The sequence below is a fragment of the Pseudomonas deceptionensis genome (genome assembly GCF_900106095.1).
GTDB classification, from domain to species: Bacteria; Pseudomonadota; Gammaproteobacteria; order Pseudomonadales; family Pseudomonadaceae; genus Aquipseudomonas; species Aquipseudomonas deceptionensis.
In genome coordinates this window covers 2,356,149-2,375,958 of sequence record NZ_FNUD01000002.1, presented here as the reverse complement: position 1 = coordinate 2,375,958, position 19,810 = coordinate 2,356,149, and the positions used below count along the sequence as shown (strand labels likewise).

18 protein-coding genes are annotated in these 19,810 nt (G+C 59.2%); 6 read left to right on the top strand and 12 right to left on the bottom strand.

Annotated elements, in window-relative coordinates; genetic code table 11:
• Positions 1–76 precede the first annotated feature (76 nt).
• The 4 genes from BLW11_RS10910 to BLW11_RS10895 all read right to left on the bottom strand — a co-directional run bounded on the left by BLW11_RS10910 (position 77) and on the right by BLW11_RS10895 (position 4,552).
• Positions 77–313, bottom strand: a complete 237-nt coding sequence (locus tag BLW11_RS10910; RefSeq protein WP_048358712.1) for a DUF1653 domain-containing protein — start codon at positions 311–313, stop codon at positions 77–79.
• Positions 314–400: 87 nt separating this feature from the next.
• The gene (fadA, locus tag BLW11_RS10905; protein WP_048358713.1) at positions 401–1,576 is read right to left on the bottom strand and encodes an acetyl-CoA C-acyltransferase FadA; all 1,176 of its coding nucleotides are present in this window, start codon (positions 1,574–1,576) and stop codon (positions 401–403) included.
• Positions 1,577–1,603: 27 nt separating this feature from the next.
• Positions 1,604–3,751 (bottom strand): fatty acid oxidation complex subunit alpha FadB, encoded by a 2,148-nt coding sequence (fadB, locus tag BLW11_RS10900; protein ID WP_048358714.1) that lies wholly within the window; start codon positions 3,749–3,751, stop codon positions 1,604–1,606.
• Positions 3,752–4,114: 363 nt separating this feature from the next.
• Positions 4,115–4,552 carry a hypothetical protein gene (locus BLW11_RS10895; RefSeq protein WP_048358715.1) on the bottom strand — a complete coding sequence of 146 codons (438 nt, stop codon included), beginning with the start codon at positions 4,550–4,552 and terminating at the stop codon, positions 4,115–4,117.
• 103 nt (positions 4,553–4,655) lie between these two features.
• Between BLW11_RS10895 and BLW11_RS10890 the strand changes: the two genes are divergently transcribed.
• A complete protein-coding gene (locus BLW11_RS10890) occupies positions 4,656–5,096 on the top strand; it encodes a universal stress protein (RefSeq protein ID WP_048358716.1) in 441 nt (146 codons plus the stop codon).
• Between the two features lie 77 nt (positions 5,097–5,173).
• Here BLW11_RS10890 and BLW11_RS10885 read toward each other — a convergent pair whose 3' ends face one another.
• The gene (locus BLW11_RS10885) at positions 5,174–7,090 is read right to left on the bottom strand and encodes an ATP-binding cassette domain-containing protein (protein WP_048358717.1); all 1,917 of its coding nucleotides are present in this window, start codon (positions 7,088–7,090) and stop codon (positions 5,174–5,176) included.
• A 215-nt stretch (positions 7,091–7,305) separates the two neighbouring features.
• Between BLW11_RS10885 and BLW11_RS10880 the strand changes: the two genes are divergently transcribed.
• Positions 7,306–9,234 (top strand): transglycosylase SLT domain-containing protein, encoded by a 1,929-nt coding sequence (locus BLW11_RS10880; RefSeq protein ID WP_048358718.1) that lies wholly within the window; start codon positions 7,306–7,308, stop codon positions 9,232–9,234.
• A gap of 118 nt (positions 9,235–9,352) precedes the next feature.
• On the opposite strand, the gene BLW11_RS10875 is transcribed toward BLW11_RS10880, so the two are convergent.
• From BLW11_RS10875 to yegS, 3 genes are all read right to left on the bottom strand, one after another.
• On the bottom strand, positions 9,353–10,159 hold the full coding sequence (locus BLW11_RS10875; RefSeq protein WP_048358719.1) for an MOSC domain-containing protein: 807 nt from the start codon (positions 10,157–10,159) through the stop codon (positions 9,353–9,355).
• A 71-nt stretch (positions 10,160–10,230) separates the two neighbouring features.
• On the bottom strand, positions 10,231–11,166 hold the full coding sequence (locus BLW11_RS10870) for a chemotaxis protein CheV (protein WP_048358720.1): 936 nt from the start codon (positions 11,164–11,166) through the stop codon (positions 10,231–10,233).
• A 92-nt stretch (positions 11,167–11,258) separates the two neighbouring features.
• Positions 11,259–12,152 carry a lipid kinase YegS gene (gene yegS / locus BLW11_RS10865; protein WP_048358721.1) on the bottom strand — a complete coding sequence of 298 codons (894 nt, stop codon included), beginning with the start codon at positions 12,150–12,152 and terminating at the stop codon, positions 11,259–11,261.
• 158 nt (positions 12,153–12,310) lie between these two features.
• Here yegS and BLW11_RS10860 point away from each other — a divergent pair, with 158 nt between their 5' ends.
• Positions 12,311–13,759 (top strand): mannose-1-phosphate guanylyltransferase/mannose-6-phosphate isomerase, encoded by a 1,449-nt coding sequence (locus BLW11_RS10860; protein ID WP_048358722.1) that lies wholly within the window; start codon positions 12,311–12,313, stop codon positions 13,757–13,759.
• Between the two features lie 48 nt (positions 13,760–13,807).
• Here the strand turns inward: BLW11_RS10860 and BLW11_RS10855 are convergent, their stop codons facing one another.
• A complete protein-coding gene (locus BLW11_RS10855) occupies positions 13,808–15,034 on the bottom strand; it encodes a molybdopterin molybdotransferase MoeA (RefSeq protein ID WP_048358723.1) in 1,227 nt (408 codons plus the stop codon).
• Complete coding sequence (moaB, locus tag BLW11_RS10850; protein WP_048358724.1) at positions 15,018–15,557, bottom strand: molybdenum cofactor biosynthesis protein B; 540 nt, start codon at positions 15,555–15,557, stop codon at positions 15,018–15,020. The genes BLW11_RS10855 and moaB overlap by 17 nt, the downstream gene beginning before the upstream one ends.
• 79 nt (positions 15,558–15,636) lie before the next feature.
• Between moaB and mobA the strand changes: the two genes are divergently transcribed.
• Positions 15,637–16,206, top strand: a complete 570-nt coding sequence (gene mobA / locus BLW11_RS10845; RefSeq protein ID WP_048358725.1) for a molybdenum cofactor guanylyltransferase MobA — start codon at positions 15,637–15,639, stop codon at positions 16,204–16,206.
• 104 nt (positions 16,207–16,310) lie between these two features.
• A complete protein-coding gene (locus BLW11_RS10840; RefSeq protein ID WP_048358726.1) occupies positions 16,311–16,532 on the top strand; it encodes a YgdI/YgdR family lipoprotein in 222 nt (73 codons plus the stop codon).
• A 58-nt stretch (positions 16,533–16,590) separates the two neighbouring features.
• Here BLW11_RS10840 and BLW11_RS10835 read toward each other — a convergent pair whose 3' ends face one another.
• Positions 16,591–17,481 (bottom strand): pseudouridine synthase, encoded by an 891-nt coding sequence (locus tag BLW11_RS10835; RefSeq protein WP_048358727.1) that lies wholly within the window; start codon positions 17,479–17,481, stop codon positions 16,591–16,593.
• Positions 17,482–17,534: 53 nt separating this feature from the next.
• Positions 17,535–17,771: a glutaredoxin family protein gene (locus BLW11_RS10830; protein ID WP_048358728.1), complete on the bottom strand. Its 237-nt coding sequence runs from the start codon at positions 17,769–17,771 to the stop codon at positions 17,535–17,537.
• Positions 17,772–17,980: 209 nt separating this feature from the next.
• On the opposite strand from BLW11_RS10830, the gene BLW11_RS10825 reads away from it, so the two are divergent.
• Positions 17,981–19,714 carry a cation:proton antiporter gene (locus BLW11_RS10825; protein ID WP_048358729.1) on the top strand — a complete coding sequence of 578 codons (1,734 nt, stop codon included), beginning with the start codon at positions 17,981–17,983 and terminating at the stop codon, positions 19,712–19,714.
• Positions 19,715–19,810: the final 96 nt, after the last annotated feature.

Genomic DNA, 19,810 nt, shown 5'->3' with positions numbered 1-19,810 from the left:
TTCGCGCCTGACGCGGCACCGCTATATATAGTGGCTACAAGGTGAGGTCAAGCACAGGGTTCTGCGCGACCTTGCCTTATGGCCGGGAAAAAAGGCTGGGTTCGACCTGAATCAGTGCAAAGCGCGGGACCTGTTCGCCCTCGACGATGACCGACTCCAGAAACATGCTCAGCGGGCGTACCCAAAAGCCGTAATCGCCATACAGGGCTTGATAAAACACTACATCCTCTTCGGTTTCGGAGTGGCGAGCCACGCTGAATACCCGATATTGCGGACCTTTGTAGTGCTGATAGAGCCCAGGTTGTAGCGGCATGTTGCGGCCCCTCTGCAAATAAAAAAAATAAACACGCTTAAAAACAAAAACCGGGGCACAAGGCCCCGGCTTCCATCAACGCAACGCTTAGACGCGTTCGAAGACGGTGGCAATGCCCTGGCCAAGACCAATGCACATGGTGGACAACCCGAAAGTGCCGCCATTTTGCTTCATTACATTGAGCAAAGTGCCGGAAATACGCGCACCCGAACAACCAAATGGGTGACCCAGTGCTATGGCACCGCCGTGCAGGTTAACCTTCTCATTCATCTTGTCGAGCACTTTCAGATCTTTCAGCACTGGCAGGGCCTGTGCAGCGAAAGCTTCGTTGAGCTCGATGAAGTCGATATCGGCCATATTCAAGCCCGCACGCTTCAGCGCTTTTTGCGTAGCCGGTACTGGACCATAGCCCATGATCGCAGGGTCCACACCGGCAACTGCCATCGAGCGGATCACTGCCAGCGGCTCAAGACCCAAGTCTTTTGCACGCTGGGCCGACATCACGATCATGCACGAAGCGCCATCGGTGATTTGCGACGAAGTGCCCGCCGTCACGGTACCGCCTTTAGGGTTGAACGCAGGTTTCAACGCCGCCAGGCTTTCCAGGGTGGTATCTGGACGAATGGTTTCATCGTAGTCGAAAACTTTAAGGAAGCCGTTTTCGTCGTAACCCTGCATCGGGATGATTTCATCCTTGAACTTGCCTTCTACCGTCGCCTTGTGGGCGAGCTGGTGAGAACGCACAGCAAATGCATCCTGCTGCTCACGGGTGATGCCATGCATCTTGCCCAGCATTTCAGCGGTCAAACCCATCATGCCCGAGGCTTTTGCCGCGTACAGCGACATATGCGGGTTAGGGTCAACGCCGTGCATCATGCTCACGTGGCCCATATGCTCGACGCCGCCAACCACGAACACGTCACCGTTGCCGGTCATGATCGCTTGTGCAGCAGTGTGCAGGGCGCTCATGGACGAACCGCACAGACGGCTCACGGTCTGCGCTGCAGAGGTGTGCGGGATCTGGGTCATCAGCGACGCCATGCGCGCGATGTTCCAGCCCTGCTCCAGGGTCTGGTTTACGCAGCCCCAGATCACGTCTTCCACTTCGCTCGGGTCGACCTTGCTGTTGCGCTCCAGCACTTTGCTGATCAGGTGCGCAGACATGTCTTCAGCACGGGTGTTGCGGTGCATGCCACCCTTGGAGCGGCCCATCGGGGTGCGACCGAAGTCTACAATCACCACGTCTCTAGGATTCAAGCTCATAATTTCACTCTCACTCTAATGGGGCGCTTAACCGAAGAAGCTCTGGCCGTTTTTGGCCATTTCACGCAGCTTCGCAGTCGGGTGGTACAGCGCGCCCAGTTCAGCGTACTGATCAGCCAGGGCCACGAACTCTGCAACACCGATCGAATCGATGTAGCGCAGAGCGCCGCCACGGAACAGCGGGAAGCCAATACCGTAGACCAGACCCATATCGGCCTCGGCTGCGGTTTCAACGATGCCGTCTTCCAGGCAACGCACGGTTTCCAGACACAGCGGGATCATCATCCAGTTGATGATGTCTTCGTCGGTCACATCGCGCTGCTCGTAGACGATAGGCTTGAGGACTTCAAGCACGCTCGAATCAACGATTTTCTTCTGCTTGCCGCGCTTGTCTTCTTCGTAGGCGTAGAAGCCCTTGCCGTTCTTCTGACCCAGGCGCTTGGCCTCGTACAGAGCGTCAATCGCCGAACGACGGTCGTCTTTCATGCGATCAGGAAAGCCTTCAGCCATCACGTCACGACCGTGGTGGCCGGTGTCGATGCCGACCACGTCCATCAGGTACGCCGGGCCCATCGGCCAGCCGAATTTTTCCATCACTTTGTCGATGCGCACGAAGTCGACACCGGCGCTGACCAGTCTGGCGAAACCGCCGAAGTACGGGAACAGCACGCGGTTGACCAAAAAGCCCGGGCAGTCGTTGACCACGATCGGGTTTTTGCCCATTTTCTTGGCGTAGGCAACGGTGGTTGCAACGGCCAGGTCGCTGGACTTCTCGCCACGAATCACTTCAACCAGCGGCATCATGTGCACCGGGTTGAAGAAGTGCATGCCGACGAAGTTTTCCGGACGCTTGAGGGCCTTGGCCAGCAAGCTGATGGAAATGGTCGATGTGTTGGATGCCAGGATGGCGTCTTCACGGACGTGATTTTCCACTTCCGCCAGTACGGCTTGCTTGACCTTCGGGTTCTCGACCACAGCTTCGACCACCAGGTCGACGTTGCCGAAATCGCCGTACGACAAGGTAGGACGAATGCCGTTAAGCACTTCGGCCATTTTTGCCGGAGTCATGCGACCTTTATCAACGCGACCGACCAGCAGTTTGGCGGCTTCTGCCAGACCCTGCTCGATGCCGTGTTCGTTGATGTCTTTCATCAGGATCGGCGTACCTTTGGAGGCCGACTGATAGGCAATACCCCCACCCATGATGCCTGCGCCCAGTACGGCGGCCTGCTTCACGTCTTTGGCGATCTTGTCGTAGATCTTGGCTTTTTTCTTCAGTTCCTGATCGTTCAGGAACAAGCCGATCAGGCATTGCGAAGCTGAGGTCTTGGCCAGTTTGGCGAAACCGGCGGCTTCCACTTCCAGCGCCTTGTCACGACCGAAGTTCGCGGCTTTCTGGATGGTCTTGATCGCTTCAACCGGCGCCGGGTAGTTCGGGCCCGCCTGGCCGGCAACGAAACCTTTGGCGGTTTCGAAAGCCATCATCTGCTCAATGGCGTTGAGCTTGAGCTTTTCAAGCTTGGGTTGACGCTTGGCCTTGTAGTCCAGCTCGCCGCTGATGGCGCGCTTAATCATGTCCAGCGCGGCAGCGCCCAGCTTGTCAGCTGTTACCACAGCATCTACGGCACTGACTTTCAGTGCGTCTTCGGCGCGGTTTTCCTTGCCGGAAGCAATCCACTCAACAGCGTTATCAACGCCGATCAGGCGCGGCAGACGTACGGTGCCGCCAAAGCCAGGGTAGATGCCCAGCTTGACTTCCGGCAGGCCGATTTTGGCGCTGTCAGCCATGACGCGGAAGTCCGCTGCCAGGCACATTTCCAGGCCGCCACCCAACGCGATGCCATTGATGGCCGCGACGGTAGGTACGTTGAGGTCTTCGAAATCGCTGAAGATTTTGTTGGCTTCGAGGTTGCCCGCGATCAGCTCGGCATCCGGCAACTTGAAGTTTTCGACGAATTCGGTGATGTCGGCGCCGACGATAAAGACGTCTTTACCACTGGAAACGATGACACCTTTGACCGAAGCGTCTGCCTTGATCGCATCCACTGCCTGACGCAATTCGTTCAGGGTTAGACGGTTGAACTTGTTGACGGACTCACCCTTGAGGTCGAACTTCAGTTCGACGATGCCACTTTCAAGAGCCGTAACCGTGATGGCTTTACCTTCGTAAATCATCAACTGATCTCCAGGATATGGAAGCTGAACAGTACACGTCGGACGCTAGCGTCTGGCTGGCAATGACGGTTCCGTCAATGCTAACGCCAATCCACCAGGCACACCCGCCAACGCGATAATCGGGGTTATGGGAGCGCTGCCTACATGGCAAACACTCAATTCATACGCCCGTTTGATTTGGGTGTCACACCTTCACGGAAAAGCGATCGCTTGTCAATTGTCCAAAACAATGATGACAAAACGACCCGTCAGTCAGTTCAAACACTCATTTCACCTGCGCGAGCGAGCTTGCTCGCGATGGTATCGGCTGTCCGCATCGCGAGCAGGCTCGCTCCCACAGGTTTTGTAGTGGTCGCAAGGCTGTTACGCCAGTGCTTTCAGCACTTCATCGATGGCTTTCAAGTTATCGACATCGCCCTTCTCGCCCCACACCAGCACGATCATCTGCTTGTCGGCTTCCACCTTGTAGACATTGGCCGGCAGTTTTTTGAGCTGCGTCAGCAGGCGCTCATCCACGCATTCTTCCTGCCAGCGGTTAAGCCATTTTCCCGGTGCCGATTGCCAATAGCCCCAAACATCAGGCTTAGTACTGCGGCGCGGGCGATGGTACTGCGCGCAGGAAGCCGGCGGCTGCGGCTCAAGCCAATGCGGCCACTCCTGGGGAGCCAGCTGCATGGACAACCCCATGCGCCGCGCCTCCATACGCAGATTCATACGCCCACTCTGCCCCCGAGAAGGCCGCAACCACGCCAAGGGGCTCAGAACCAGCGCCAGGATTGACACCACTATCCATACCGTCATATCTGTACTCTCATTACTTGATAAACGAGTGACCCGGACTTGAACCAAGGCTCTGGAAAAGGGCCATACTCATAACTAATCGCCATCTACAGGAGCACCCCACATGCCCTACGAACATATTTTGGTCGCTGTCGACCTGACCGATGATTGTGACCCCGTGATCAACCGTGCCAGCGAAAGCGCCAAGGCCAACGGTGCCAAATTGTCACTGATCCATATCGTTGAGCCGATGGCGATGGCGTTTGGCGGCGACGTCCCGATGGACCTCTCGCAATTGCAGCAGCAACAGTTCGATCAGGCCAAGGAACGCCTTGAGCGGCTGATCGCCAAGTACCCGCAACTGCACAAGGATTACTGCCACCTTAACTACGGCCAGCCACGCCAGGAAATCCATGCCCTGGCCAAAGCGCAAAAGTGCGACCTGATCGTGGTCGGCAGCCACGGCCGTCACGGCCTGGCACTGCTGCTGGGCTCCACCGCCAACGACGTACTGCATGGCGCTCCATGCGACGTTCTGGCTGTCAGCCTGAAAAAATCTGACTAAGTTTATCTGCATGTAACAACAAAAAAGCCCGGCACCTTGTTAAAGGGCCGGGCTTTTTCAGTTCAGCATGTTGTCAATCAGGCATCCAGCTCGGCCCAACGCTCAACCAGCTGCTCAAGCTCGGCTTGCAAACTTTCGAGCCTGGCAATCACTTCAGCGGTTTTGGCAGCAGGCAGCTGGTAAAAGCCCGAGTCAGCCATTTCTGCTTCAACAGCGGCAATCGCCTGTTCTTTCGCGTCGATTTCACCCGGCAAAGCTTCCAGCTCACGCTGCAACTTGTAGCTGAGTTTCTTCTTCGCGCCAGCAGCAGGCTGTGCAGCGGCAGGAGCCGGCGCAGCTTCGACCACGGCAGAGGTCAAGTCGGCTTTGCCGGACTTGCTCTCGGTCACGCCCAGCAGGCGCGGAGAACCGCCCTGACGCAGCCAGTCCTGATAACCGCCCACGTACTCGCGAACCTTGCCTTCGCCCTGGAAAACCAGAGTGCTGGTCACCACGTTGTCGAGGAATGCCCGGTCGTGACTGACCATCAGCACGGTGCCCTTGAAGGTCAGCAAGACCTCTTCAAGCAGCTCCAGGGTTTCAACGTCCAGGTCGTTGGTTGGCTCATCGAGCACCAGCAGGTTGGCTGGCTTGCTGAACAGCTTGGCCAGCAACAGACGTGCACGCTCACCACCCGACAGCGCCTTGACCGGCGTGCGGGCACGCTGAGGGCTGAACAGGAAGTCGCCCAGGTAGCTGAGTACATGGCGGCTCTGACCGTCGATATCGATAAAGTCGCGGCCTTCAGCCACGTTATCGATAACGGTTTTTTCCAGATCCAGCTGGTGACGCAACTGATCGAAGTAAGCCACGTCAATGCGCGTGCCCTCTTCAACCGTACCCTCGGTAGGTACCAGACCGCCCAGCATCAGCTTGAGCAGTGTGGTTTTACCGGTACCGTTAGCGCCCAGCAGACCGATACGGTCGCCGCGCTGCAGCACCATCGAGAAGTCCTTGAGCAGGAACGGACCACCCGGGTGAGCAAAGCTGACGTTTTCCAGCACCATCACTTGCTTGCCGGACTTGTCTGCCGTGTCCAGCTGGATGTTGGCCTTGCCGGTACGCTCGCGACGTTCGCTGCGCTCTACGCGCAGTTCTTTCAGGGCGCGCACGCGGCCTTCGTTACGGGTGCGGCGGGCTTTGATACCCTGACGGATCCACACTTCTTCCTGGGCCAGACGCTTGTCGAACAGCGCGTTGGCAGTTTCTTCCGCGGCCAGGGAGGCTTCCTTGTGTACCAGGAAGCTGGCGTAGTCGCCGTTCCAGTCAATCAGGCCGCCGCGGTCCAGTTCCAGAATCCGGGTGGCCAGATTTTGCAGGAATGAACGGTCGTGCGTGATGAACAAAACTGCGCCCTGGAAGTCCTTCAAGGCTTCTTCCAGCCACGCGATCGCACCGATGTCCAGGTGGTTGGTCGGTTCGTCGAGCAGCAGCAGATCCGGTTCGGAAACCAGTGCTTGCGCCAACAGAACGCGACGACGCCAGCCGCCGGACAATTCGGCGAGGGTTTTATCCGCCGGCAATTGCAGACGGCTCAGGGTGCTGTCTACCAGTTGCTGCAAACGCCAGCCATCACGGGCTTCGAGGTCTTGCTGGACGTGCATCAGTTTGTCCAGGTCAGCATCGGTCACGATGTTCTGGCTCAGGTGATGGTACTGGGCCAGCAACTCGCCAACACCGTCCAGGCCTTCGGCCACAACGTCGAACACGGTCCGTTCGTCGGCCACAGGCAACTCTTGCGGCAATTCGCCAATCTTGAGGCCGGGCGCGCGCCAAACAGAGCCGTCATCGGGTTTTTGATCACCTTTAACCAGCTTCATCATGCTGGATTTGCCGGTACCGTTGCGGCCGATGATGCACACCCGCTCTCCACGGGCGATCTGCCAGGACACCTTGTCCAACAACGGCATAGAGCCGAAAGCAAGGGACACATCGCTGAATTTGAGCAGGGTCATGAGCTTCTCCAAAAACTGGGCGCGTATTCTACCTGATTTGAGCCCTCAGGCGGCCGGGTATTTCTTGTACGGCGCCCACTTCCCTTCATTTAGTGCCAAGTTGCGCCGCTTGACCGGCAAGGCTTTCACGCACTACTGGCAAAAGGCTAAGCTACAGAATAATCAGCGCAGGCATGCCCTGCGCCCGTCGCGTTTTTCATCTGTACGGAAGCCTCATGCGCAGTCGTCTCTTCAACTTTTTATCCTGCCTGCTTCTCACCAGTTGCGCCGTGCAAGCCGCCCACGGTGCAGACCTTACTCAACAACGCCAGCTCTACGACCAGGCCAAGCGCGCCTTGGCCAAAGGCGACTCCGGCCCTTACTTTCAGAACGCTGCGGCTCTGCGCGCCTATCCGTTGACGCCGTACCTGGCCTACGACGAGCTGACAGCCCGCCTGAAGTCCGCCAGCAACACCGAAATCGAACAGTTCCTGGCCGAACACGGCGACCTGCCGCAAGCCAACTGGATGAAACTGCGCTGGTTGCGCTGGCTGTCAGAGCGTGGTGACTGGGCCACTTTCGAAAAGTACTACGATCCCAAGCTAAATTTCACTGAGCTTGACTGCCTCAATGGTCAATATGAACTGCAACACAACCGCAAGGCCGAAGGCTATGCCAGCGCCGAAAAACTGTGGCTGGTCGGCAAGGCTCAGCCAGCCGCCTGCGACGCACTGTTCAGCCAGTGGGCCGCCGAAGGCCAACTGACCGAGCAAAAGCGCTGGCAGCGGGTCAAACTCGCGGCCGAGGCACGCAATTACGCCTTGGCCACGTCACTGGCCAACGGCTTGAACACCCTCGGCCCGCAAGCCCGGCTGATGATCGAAGTAGCGCAAAAGCCCGACATGCTGAGCCAACCTTCACGCTTTGCCCCGGCCAGCGAAGCCATGTCTGATGCCGTGGGCCTGGGCCTGCGCCGCTTGGCACGCCAGGACCCGGAAAAAGCCGCGTCCCTGCTCGATACCTACGCCACCAACATGCATTTCTCGCGCGACGAAAAAGTCGCCATCGCCCGGGAAATAGGCCTGACGTTCGCCCGCCGCTACGACAGCCGCGGCCTGGACATCATGACCAAATACGACCCCGAACTGCGTGACAACACCGTCACCGAATGGCGCCTGCGCCTGCTGCTGCGCCTGGGCCGCTGGGAAGACGCTTACCAACTGACCCGCAAACTCCCGCAAGACCTGGCCACCACCAGCCGCTGGCGCTACTGGCAGGCCCGCAGCCTTGAGCTGGCAGAGCCGAAGAACCCGCAAGCGTTGGTGCTGTTCAAAAAAGTCGCCAACGAGCGTGATTTTTATGGATTCCTGGCAGCTGACCGCGCGCAATCGCCCTACCAGCTCAACAACAAACCGCTGATGCTCAGCCCGCAACTGATCAAAAAAGTGCGCAATACCCCGGGTGTACAGCGCGCACTGGAGTTCCATGATCGCGGGCAGATCGTTGATGGCCGTCGCGAGTGGTACTACGTCAGCCGCCTGTTCAACCGCGATGAAATGGTCGCCCAAGCCAAACTGGCCTACGACTTGAAGTGGTATTTCCCGGCTATTCGTACCATCAGTCAGGCGCAGTACTGGGATGACCTGGACATTCGCTTCCCGATGGCCCACCGCGACACGCTGGTGCGTGAAGCCAAGGTTCGCGGCCTGCATTCCAGCTGGGTTTTCGCCATTACCCGTCAGGAAAGTGCCTTTATGGATGACGCCCGCTCCGGCGTGGGCGCCAGCGGTTTGATGCAGTTGATGCCCGCTACCGCCAAAGAGACCGCGCGAAAATTCAATATTCCGCTGAGCTCCCCCCAGCAAGTGCTGAACCCCGACAAGAACATCCAGCTGGGCGCTGCCTACCTGAGCCAGGTACATGGCCAGTTCAACGGCAATCGGGTACTGGCTTCAGCGGCTTACAACGCAGGGCCTGGCCGCGTTCGTCAGTGGCTCAAAGGCGCCAGCCATCTGGGCTTCGACGTCTGGATCGAAAGCATCCCGTTCGACGAAACCCGTCAGTATGTGCAGAACGTGCTGTCTTATTCGGTGATTTACGGCCAGAAGCTCAACATCCCACAGCCGGTAGTCGACTGGCATGAGCGGTATTTTGATGATCAGTAATACGCAAGTTCTTTAGCCGCTGAGGGGTGTAGCGGCTACCGAGATACTTTAACCGTGGGAGCGAGCCTGCTCGCGAAGACCATTCGCGAGCAGGCTCGCTCCCACCGGGTTTGTAGCTCTACTCCAGAACTGTCACCGGCATCCCGACTTCCAGCACGCCACTACCGTCATTCACCAGGTTCTGGCCGAACATGATGCCGTCTTCCTGCTTGCGATAAGTCATCAGGGTCGCAAGCGGTTCGCGCGCTTCATCACGCACGCCGGTCTGCGGATCGACAGTGGTCAGGATGCAACGCGAGCAGGACTTGACCACACGAAACTCGACGTCGCCGATGCGGATACGCTTCCAGCCGTCTTCGGCGAAAGCTTCGCTGCCTTCAATCACCAGGTTGGGCCGAAAGCGCAACATATCCAGTGGTCGTCCGACCTTGTGTGAAATGTCATCCAGCGACGCCTGCCCAATCAGCAAAAGCGGGTAGCCATCGGCAAAAGCGACTTTGTCATCATCACGGCCATAACCCGACTCAGTGGTACGCGCGCGCTCAAGGGGAACATGCACCAGGCGCACCGGCTTTTCGACAAAACGGCTTAGCCAGTCGGCGGCGGCATCACCGGCGTCGGGCACCCGCAGGGTGTCACGCCAGATGGTCACGCCACGCAGGTCGGTATCAACGTCCGGCACGGCCACGTCCAGCGCCTCAAAGCCCTGGGCATTCAGGGTCAAGCCACCGGCAGCGTTCCACAGCGCCGACAGCTGGCTCATTTTTGGATCGGCACGCTGTGTCAGGAAGCGTCCGCTCGCCTCGTCCACCAGCATCCAGCGTCGATCACCGACCAGGCCCAGTTTGTCCAGCCGGGCCTGAGGCAGGCTTTCGCCCTTGCCGGACTTAAGTGGAAAACGGTAAAGCGCGCTTAGACGCAGCATGGCTCATGCTCCCTGCAAGGTAAAAAAAGCCACAGTATACGAGCAGATCTCCAATGCAAAGCCACGAGGTTTCACGCAGGGACTTGATCCAGCACCAGGCGCTGGCGGACAACATCCACCAGCTTGTCCGGCTGAAATTTGGACAAGAAGTTGTCGCAACCGACTTTTTTCACCATTGACTCGTTGAAGCTGCCGGACAGCGAAGTGTGCAGCACCACATACAGACCGCGCAGACGCGGGTCGTTGCGAATCTCGGTAGTCAGGCGGTAACCGTCCATTTCCGGCATTTCGGCATCGGTGAAAATCATCAATAACTTGTCGGTCATGACCTGACCGGTGTCGGCCCACCCCTTGAGCATGTTCAGTGCCTTAAGGCCATCGCTGGCGATGTGCATTTTGACCCCCAGCTGCGAAAGCGTTTCGCGCAGCTGCGCCAAAGCAACGCTGGAGTCATCCACCAGCAGCACCTCACGCCCCCGGACTTGCTCAAAGATCGGGTCGGCCAGTTTCTCACGCGAAACTTTGGCGTTGTACGGCACGATCTCGGCCAGGACCTTTTCCACGTCGATGATCTCGACCAGTTGCTCATCAACCGTGCTGATGGCGGTCAGGTAATGCTGGCGCCCTGCACTGCCGGGCGGCGGCAGGATGGCCTCCCAGTTCATATTGACGATGCGGTCCACCCCGCCCACCAAAAACGCCTGCACCGAGCGGTTGTACTCGGTAACGATAATTGTACTGTCGGGACCCGGCACCAAGGCCCGCATGCCTATCGCCCGGGACAGGTCGATCACCGGCAGGGTTTTACCGCGCAGGTTCACCACGCCACACACATGGGGGTGGCGGTGCGGCATGAGGGTCAGTTTCGGTAGTTGCAGGACTTCTTGCACCTTGAACACGTTGATCGCGAACAACTGCCGACCGGCCAGGCGAAACATTAGAAGTTCCAGCCGGTTTTCACCGACCAACTGGGTTCGCTGGTCTACCGTGTCGAGAATGCCGGCCATGAATAACTCCTGAGCGTGGGGGCTGATGCCTGAGGTTATCGGCCGGCTTTCCGGGAGCTTGATGTCGGATAGCCATCAACCACCCTCTGCGCTTACATACCCAGCAAGGGTGAGCCCTCTGGCAGGTGAACCTTCAAAGCGCCCTTGCGTACCGTGAAGCGCAGGTCGTCGCCTTCCAGAGGCTCGCCATCCAGGTTCATGGAAAGCCCCTCGGCCGCCTTGATTTCAACCCAGGGCAAGCGCGCCCGGACAAACAGGTTATCCAGGCCCCAGCCATCTGCCATAAGGCTTTTCAAGGTGCCGATGACTTCTTGGGGGGCAGGCAAAATACTGATATCCAGCAAGCCGTCATCCGCCAGCGCCTCGGGGCACAGTTCATGCCCGCCGCCCGCCTGGCGACCATTGCCAATGCCCAGCGCCAGCAACTGGCCTTTCCAGTGAAAGTCCGGCCCCTGCAACTCGGCGTATGCAGCATGCAGCTCACTGAACCGTGACAGCCCGGTAAACAGGTAGGCGGCGCCGCCCAGCACCTTTTTCAGGTCTTCTGACGTATTGGCCGTGACCTGGCTGCCGAAGCCCCCTGTGGCCATGTTCAAGAACAACTGCCCTGCGACCTCCCCCAGATCAATCGCCCGGGCAGGCACATCCAGCAGTGCCAGGGCTTCACGGGGCTCGAGCGCAACACCGGCAGACCGGGCAAAGTCATTGGCAGTACCCAACGGCAACAGCACCAGGCTGGCCTCGGTATCCGCCAGCGCCATGGCCTCACAGACATCACGCAACGTGCCATCGCCACCGCCCGCAATCAGCCGGGTGTGGCCTGCATCCAGCGCCTCGCGCACCAGACGCTGAGCATCCCCGGCCTCCCACGTCAGGCGCACCGTCAGCTCCCACCCGTCTGCACGCCGTTGCTCAACGGCCGCCCGCACTTCTTCGTTGAGCGCTTGCTTGCCATGCAAAATCAAAAACGCCTTTCCTTCACTCATGTTGCATCCCTCGACATATACGGTCTGATGGCTTGGACAACAGCCAGACAAGAAAGGCCCATCCGCCTGTGATTTAACGTTCACGACTCGATCAAAGCCGCAGAACCCGTCAGACTTAAGCACCTGACAGCTGTCCATTGATTCTAGAGACGTTCTGAATGAGCACACTCGTTCCCTGCATCATCGCCGGTGGCGCTGGCACCCGGCTATGGCCAGTGTCGCGTGAGGCCCTGCCCAAGCCATTTATGTGCCTGCCCGATGGCGAGAGCCTGCTGCAAAAGACCTTTCGCCGAGCCATTGGCCTGGAGGACGTCGGCCAGCTGCTGACCGTGACCAATCGTGACGTGTTTTTCCGCACGCTGGACGAGTACCGTCCGATGAACAGCTGCGCGGTCGAGCTGGACTTCATTCTTGAACCCTTCGGTCGCAACACCGCACCAGCCATAGCCGCTGCCGCTTTGCACGTAGCTCGACGTTATGGCGAGGACGCGCACCTGCTGGTACTGCCCGCCGATCACCTGATTACCGACATTGCAGCCTTCGCCAGCGCCGTGGACAGCGCCCGGCGACTGGCGGACCAGGGCTGGCTGGTGACCTTCGGTCTTCTGCCAACCCGGGCTGAAACCGGTTTTGGCTACATCGAAAAAGGCCAGGCGCTAGGCAGTAACGGGTTTACCGTCGCGCAGTTCGTGGAAAAGCCCGACACCCAAACGGCCCGGCACTACCTGGACGGTGGCCGGCACCTGTGGAACAGCGGCATGTTCTGCATGCGTGCCGACAGTGTGCTGGCCGAATTCAAAACCCATGCCCCCCAGGTTCTGGATGCCGTGATCCACTGCCTTGAACACAGCCAGGCGTTTGAAGGCAAGCAGCAGCGTCATCTCGAGCTGGACAGCCAGCGCTTTGCCCAGGTACCCGATATCTCCATCGATTACGCGCTGATGGAGCACTCGCAGAAGGTCGCCGTGGTGCCCTGTCAGTTGGGCTGGAGCGATATTGGCTCATGGGAGGCAGTACGCCAGTTGAGCCCGGCAGACGCCAATGGCAACCAGTGCAACGGCGAAAATGTGCTGTACGACGTGCATAACTGCTACATCGACTCGCCTAAACGTCTGGTGGGCGGGGTAGGCCTCAATGACCTGATCATTATCGACACGGCGGACGCCCTGCTCGTGGCCGACGCCAGGCGCAGCCAGGACGTCAGGCATATCGCCGAGGCGCTCAAGCGCCAGGGCCACGACGCTTATCGCTTGCACCGTACCGTGACGCGCCCGTGGGGTACTTACACCGTGCTCGAAGAAGGCCCGGGGTTCAAAATCAAGCGCATCGTGGTCAAGCCTGAGGCCGCGCTGTCCTTGCAGGTTCACCAGCACCGCAGCGAACACTGGATCGTGGTCAGCGGTACGGCGCAAGTGACCAATGGCGAGCTCGATTTCGCTCTCGCCACCAACGAGTCCACCTTTATTAAACCCGGCAGCCCCCACCGCCTGAGCAACGCCGGGCAGGTTGATCTGGTGATGATTGAAGTGCAAAGCGGCGAGTACGTGGGTGAAGACGATATCGTGCGCCTGACCGACATCTATGGCCGGGCGCCGATCACTGACTGATTCAAAGTCTGTAGCCGCTGCCTTCGGAGCGGACACAGCAGGTGAGAATCAGCCCAGCACTTCACTCAACGGGATAAACCCCACCCAGTCGCCTTCAGCCAGCGTGCGCTCCTCGAGCACTTCCACCAGCCCTTCTGCCCAGGCCGCGCTGCGCAAGACACCCGAGCTCTGGTTTTTGTAAATCACTGCACGGCCCTGTTCCAGCCGGGCGCGCAGGTATTCTCGGCGATTGCCCGGCTTGGGCCAGACGAACCCGGCCGGCACCTGGAATTTCAGCGGCTCGACGGTTTGAACGCCCTGAAGGCGCAGCAGGTAAGGTCGTGCCAGCAGCGCGAAAGTCACCAGGGTCGACGCCGGATTGCCCGGCAAGCCGATCACCGGCACGCCACGAAAATGGCCGCAGGTCAGGGGTTTGCCCGGCTTGATTGCCAGCTTCCACAAGGCCAGCTCGCCTTCTTCGCGCAACGCAATGCCCAGAAAATCCGCCTCGCCCACCGACACGCCACCCGTGGACAAAATCAGATCAACCTCCCCCAGCTCTCCCAGGCGCTGACGGGTCGCAGGCAAGTCGTCGGGCAAAATACCCGCGTCCACAACCTCGCAACCCATACGGGTCAGCCAACTGCAAAGCAACACGCGGTTGCTGTTGTAGATTTGCCCCGGTCCCAGCGGCTGCCCGGGCTCGACCAACTCGTCGCCCGTCGACAACACCGCAACCTTGACCCGCCGAACCACTTGCAGCCCGGCGCACCCCAAGGAGGCTGCCAGCCCCTGCTCGATCGGCCCCAAGCGGGTACCCGCCGGCAGGACAACTTCGCCAACTGTGGTTTCCTGCCCTTGAGGCCGAATGTTCTGACCTGCATGCAAGGCTTCGGTAAAGATGATTCGACCGTCAGCCTGTACCTGGGCGTTTTCCTGCATCTCGACGCAGTCCGCACCCGCCGGCACCGGCGCGCCGGTGAAGATCCGGGCGCAGGTCCCTGGAGCCAAAGGCTCGGGGGCGGTGCCAGCAAAAATGCGCTGGCTGACCGTTAACGGCTCGCCTGACCAGTCGGCCACATTCAGCGCATAGCCGTCCATGGCACTGTTGGGCCATGGCGGCAGGTCAAGACCAGAAACCAGGTCATGGGCCAGCACCCGGCCTTCACTCGCGGCCAGGAGCACCGATTCGGTGCCCTGGATCGGCGCAGCTTCAGCAAGCGCCAGCAGTCGCGCCAACGCCACTTCAACCGGCATCAACTCGCCCGTACGACCCGGCTTACCCACGGGATTCACAGGCCGCTACCTGCTTCAGATGGGCGACAAAATTGCACGGCCGATGACGCGAATCCAGCTGCTCGGCCAAAATCCCGTCCCAGCCGGTACGAACTGCGTTGGTCGAACCCGGCAGGCAGCACACCAGCGTACCGTTGGCCAAACCGGCCAGGGCCCGGGACTGCACGGTCGAAGTGCCAATATCGGCCACCGAGATTTGACGGAACAGCTCGCCAAAACCATCCACCTGTTTATCCAGCAAGCAACTCACGGCTTCAGGCGTGCTGTCGCGCGCTGTAAACCCGGTGCCACCGGTAATCAGCACCACTTGAACTTCGTCATCGGCAATCCAGTTCGCGACCTGGGCGCGGATCTTGTAGAGGTCATCCTTGAGCAGCACCCGTGCGGCCAGGTTGTGCCCGGCAACATTCAGGCGGTCGACAAAGACCTGGCCCGAGGTGTCGGTTTCCAGGGTGCGGGTGTCACTGACGGTCAAAACAGCGATGTTCAAAGGTACGAAAGGGGCATCAACCTTGGCTTTCATAGACGAGGTCCAGTTGTCGAAGAAACAGCCCGGTGTTATATCACAGCCCTTCTTTTAGCTGGTTGCACGGAGCCCACCCATGAGCGTGTTTCAATGTTCCGTTTTGCTGCTGGCGGGTGGTCGCGGTCAGCGCATGGGCGGTCAGGACAAAGGTCTGGTGTTATGGCAGGGCCAGCCGCTGATAGCGTTCGCACAGCGCGTTGTGCGCCCCCTGACAGATGACCTGATCATTTCGTGCAATCGCAACCGCGAACACTACGCACGCTATGCCGACCGGCTGGTCAGTGATGGCAATGAAGATTTTGACGGGCCTGTGGCGGGCATCCGCGCGGGGCTGGCGGCAGCCCGGCATTCTCACCTGCTGGTGTTGCCCTGTGATGTGCCCAATATCGACAGCAACTTGCTCGACGCCCTGCTTGGCACCGCCCGCGAACACCCCGGGCAACCGGTGATGGTGCGCCATGGCGAGCATTGGGAACCGCTCCTGTGCGTGATCCCGACCGCCCTGGCCCCGGCATTCGAGGCGGCTTGGCAGGCGGGCGAGCGTAGCCCGCGCAAGATCATGCTCCAGCTCAATGCACGGGCCTGGCAATGCGCCGAAAATGACCCGCGACTGACCAATTTCAATACCGCGGACTTCCTGAAATAATCTGCCCCTGCCCCACCGAGGCACTAGCCATGGAACTTGCGGGCGATGTATACGTCTCAGGGACAGTAATCAATAAAAGCACATTCATTTGTTGGAGAAACACCATGACTCATCGGACTCTCGCAGCCCTAATGCTCGCTGCTGGCCTGGCCGCCCTTGCCGGTTGCGCGTCGCCATCCGTGATCACACTCAACGACGGCCGTGAAATCCAGACAGTCGACTCACCCAAGTACGATGACGCTTCGGGCTTCTACCAGTTCAAACAATTGGATGGCAAAGATACCCGTATCAACAAAGACCAGATTCGTACCGTTAAAGAGCTGTAAGCCTCTTTTCATGCGTCAAAACAAAACCCGCCTTGCGCGGGTTTTGTTGTTTATGCGCTCACCAGTCCAGGTGAATCCGGCTTTCAAAGTACCGCTCTTCGCCACTCAGCGGGTCGACAAAGCGCAAGCTGCGGGCCAGCAGTTTTAGCGGGTTGGCATAGTCATCGACGGCGTCCTTGATCACGTCGGGGTAGAACGGGTCATTGCAAATTCCCGCCCCCAGTGCCGCCATGTGGACCCGCAGCTGATGTTTTTTGCCGGTCACGGGGTACAGCGCATAGCGCCACAGCTCACCGTTTTTCTCACTCACATCCACCAGGGTTTCAGTGTTGCTGGCCCCCGGTCCTTCTTGCATGCGGAAAAACGGTTCGCCCTCCACCAAACGGCTTTTGTGCACCCGCGGCAGCTCCAGATCCGGCAAGGCCCGAGCGATGGCTTCGTAGCATTTGTCGATTTTTCGCGTAGGGAATAACGACTGATACGCGGAACGACTGTCCGGGTTGGCAGAGAACAGCACCAGGCCTGCCGTGTGGCGATCGATCCTGTGCAGGGGCACCAGGTGCGGGTTATCCAGGGTCCGGATCAAGCGCCGCAACAGCGTTTGCTCAACGTACTCTCCCGCCGGGGTCACAGGCAGGAAGTGCGGCTTGTCCGCCACCACCAAATGCTCATCCGCATACAGGATGGTCTCCTGCACCGGGATCGGCGTTTCGTTGGGCACTTCACGAAAGTAGTGAATGCGCAGGCCTTCCTTGTACGCCAACTGCAGGCTGATCGGCGCGCCATTGGCGTCCAGCACCCGACCACGGGCGATACGGTCGAGCCACTGTTCGCGGCTGATGGCGCGAAAGTGCTCACACAGACAATCGAGCACCGTCAGCCACGTACCCGGCGGCAGGTACAAAGTGCTGGCTTGATGCTCGGCGGCGTTGAAAGGCTGGGTCGACATAGAGAACTCGGGCGATAAAGGCAGCCGGCGATTATCGCGCAAAGGCCTGGGGTTTATCCGAGAAAGTTCACCACCTGCTCAGTATCAAACGGCCAGTCCAGTTCCGCGCCCGTATCGACGCGGCGCAGTGCAGGAATACGTAAACCGTAGGTTTCAAACATCGATTCGCTGTCGGCAATATCGACCAGCTCAACCATCAGCCCATGCTCGACCAGAGGCATCAGAATCGCCTCGGCCAGTTCACACAGGTGGCAACCCAAGGTGCCGAACAGTTGACATTCGGGAGGCATGATTAATGACCTAAGTAATAAAGTGTTCATCTTAAGAGCCTTGCCCCGTGACGTCGACCCGCAGCAGGCACCGCCAGTCAATTGAGCAAACCCGAATACAATCGCTCTATTGCGCTGCTTGCGACTACGCTTGACCCACATCAGCGACCGCGCCTCACAAATGCCGGATGCTCGCGACTTTTTCACGTGATCTGACCAGGAAGACTTTTGTGTTTGCCAATCTGTTAATCATCCTTGCCTCGTCATTGGTGGTAATCGCTCTGTTTCGGCGCCTGAAATTACCGCCGGTGCTGGGCTACTTGTGTGTCGGCCTGCTGGTGGGCCCAACCGCCCTGGACTGGATCAATGACAGCCCGAACCTGCCTGACCTGGCGGAACTGGGGGTCGTGTTCTTGCTGTTTTCCCTGGGGCTGGAATTCTCGCTGCCCAAGATGCTCAAGCTGCGCCGGGTGGTGTTTGGCCTAGGGAGCCTGCAGGTGCTGTGCTGTGGCGCCGCACTGGGCGGCTTGCTGTATGCATTCGGGATGAGCGTCAACGGCGCATTCTTGCTCGGTGCCGGGCTTGCCCTGTCGTCCACCGCGATCGTCAGCAAGGAACTCACCAGCCTGGGTGAGATCTTCAGTCGCCACGGCCAGAACGCAATCGGGGTGTTGCTGTTCCAGGACGTCGTCGCGGTGCTGTTGCTCACCCTGGTGCCCGTATTCGCAGGCAGCAGCGATCAGGCCTGGTATTGGGCCTTGCCGATTACCTTGGGCAAGACGGTCATTCTATTTTTCGGGCTGCTGCTTGCCAGCCGCTTCCTGCTGCCTCGCCTGTTCCACGAAGTGGCCGCGTCACGCTCCGCCGAGCTGTTCGTCCTGCTGGCCCTGGTGATCGTACTGCTCACCGCCTGGCTTACTCACCTGCTCGGCTTGTCGCCCGCGCTGGGCGCCTTTTTGGCGGGGATGCTACTGGGTGAAAGCCACTACCGGCATCAGATCGAGGCCGATATCCGGCCATTCCGGGACATCCTGCTGGGCCTGTTCTTCGTCAGCATCGGCATGCTGATTGACCTCCAACTGTTCGTTCACGACGGCTTCCTGATTCTGGGCCTGACCCTGGCCCTGATGCTGATCAAGGGCGCCATCGTCGCGCTCCTGGTCAAACTGCGCGGCAGCGACGGTGAAACCGCCTGGCGCAGCGGCCTGGCCCTGGCTCAGGGCGGCGAGTTCTGCTTTGCCCTGATGGCGCAAATGCAACTCAACTCGTTGATCCCGCCTGAAATGGCTGGCTACCTGCTGGCGGCCACCTTCTGCTCGATGGTGCTGACACCGCTGCTGTTGAGGGCCGCACCGAAAATCGCCGCCAGCTTGCACCGCCAGTCATATGAAGAGGCCGAACTGGAAGAAATCACCGTACAAAATGCCGAGCTGCACGGCCATGTGGTGATGTGCGGCTATGGCCGCGTCGGTCAGTCCATCGGCCGTTTCCTGCGCAGTGAGAACATAGAGTTTGTCGCCCTGGACTGCGACCCCGACCGCATCCAGGAAGCTTCAACAGAGGAGAAGAACGTGCATTACGGTGACGCCCGCCGTGGTGATTTGCTGCGCGCCGTCGGCCTGGATCGTGCGCGACTGCTGGTGATTGCCGTAGACAACACCGAGGTTGCCATGCGGGTGCTCGAAGAGGCACGCCTGATCACCATCGAGGTTCCCGTCCTGGTCAGAACCCGCGATGACAGCCAGCTCGCAGAGCTCAAGGCTGCGGGGGCGACTGAAGTGGTGCCCGAACTGCTGGAGTCGAGCCTTATGCTCGCTTCCCACGCGTTGATCATGCTTGGGCTGCCAGACAAAGTCGTGCAACGACGGGTGGATGAAGTGCGCCATGATCGCTATCACTTGCTCGAAGGCTGCTTTGAAACGGAAGACCCGCGTGATGCACCAACCCCCCGCGAAAATGATTGATTTAAGGTAAGGTTTTACACCTGTTGGCTACAGACACCTCTGAGACCTGTAGCCAACCTACCCAAACGATGTCACAGAATCTGAGTGAACCTTCGC

What these genes read in the sequence shown, in the direction of transcription:
- BLW11_RS10910 (WP_048358712.1), bottom strand. Translation starts at nt 313, where the DNA reads ATGCCGCTACAACCTGGGCTCTATCAGCACTACAAAGGTCCGCAATAT.
- fadA (WP_048358713.1), bottom strand. Translation starts at nt 1,576, where the DNA reads ATGAGCTTGAATCCTAGAGACGTGGTGATTGTAGACTTCGGTCGCACC.
- fadB (WP_048358714.1), bottom strand. Translation starts at nt 3,751, where the DNA reads ATGATTTACGAAGGTAAAGCCATCACGGTTACGGCTCTTGAAAGTGGC.
- BLW11_RS10895 (WP_048358715.1), bottom strand. Translation starts at nt 4,552, where the DNA reads ATGACGGTATGGATAGTGGTGTCAATCCTGGCGCTGGTTCTGAGCCCC.
- BLW11_RS10890 (WP_048358716.1), top strand. Translation starts at nt 4,656, where the DNA reads ATGCCCTACGAACATATTTTGGTCGCTGTCGACCTGACCGATGATTGT.
- BLW11_RS10885 (WP_048358717.1), bottom strand. Translation starts at nt 7,090, where the DNA reads ATGACCCTGCTCAAATTCAGCGATGTGTCCCTTGCTTTCGGCTCTATG.
- BLW11_RS10880 (WP_048358718.1), top strand. Translation starts at nt 7,306, where the DNA reads ATGCGCAGTCGTCTCTTCAACTTTTTATCCTGCCTGCTTCTCACCAGT.
- BLW11_RS10875 (WP_048358719.1), bottom strand. Translation starts at nt 10,159, where the DNA reads ATGCTGCGTCTAAGCGCGCTTTACCGTTTTCCACTTAAGTCCGGCAAG.
- BLW11_RS10870 (WP_048358720.1), bottom strand. Translation starts at nt 11,166, where the DNA reads ATGGCCGGCATTCTCGACACGGTAGACCAGCGAACCCAGTTGGTCGGT.
- yegS (WP_048358721.1), bottom strand. Translation starts at nt 12,152, where the DNA reads ATGAGTGAAGGAAAGGCGTTTTTGATTTTGCATGGCAAGCAAGCGCTC.
- BLW11_RS10860 (WP_048358722.1), top strand. Translation starts at nt 12,311, where the DNA reads ATGAGCACACTCGTTCCCTGCATCATCGCCGGTGGCGCTGGCACCCGG.
- moaB (WP_048358724.1), bottom strand. Translation starts at nt 15,557, where the DNA reads ATGAAAGCCAAGGTTGATGCCCCTTTCGTACCTTTGAACATCGCTGTT.
- mobA (WP_048358725.1), top strand. Translation starts at nt 15,637, where the DNA reads ATGAGCGTGTTTCAATGTTCCGTTTTGCTGCTGGCGGGTGGTCGCGGT.
- BLW11_RS10840 (WP_048358726.1), top strand. Translation starts at nt 16,311, where the DNA reads ATGACTCATCGGACTCTCGCAGCCCTAATGCTCGCTGCTGGCCTGGCC.
- BLW11_RS10835 (WP_048358727.1), bottom strand. Translation starts at nt 17,481, where the DNA reads ATGTCGACCCAGCCTTTCAACGCCGCCGAGCATCAAGCCAGCACTTTG.
- BLW11_RS10830 (WP_048358728.1), bottom strand. Translation starts at nt 17,771, where the DNA reads ATGCCTCCCGAATGTCAACTGTTCGGCACCTTGGGTTGCCACCTGTGT.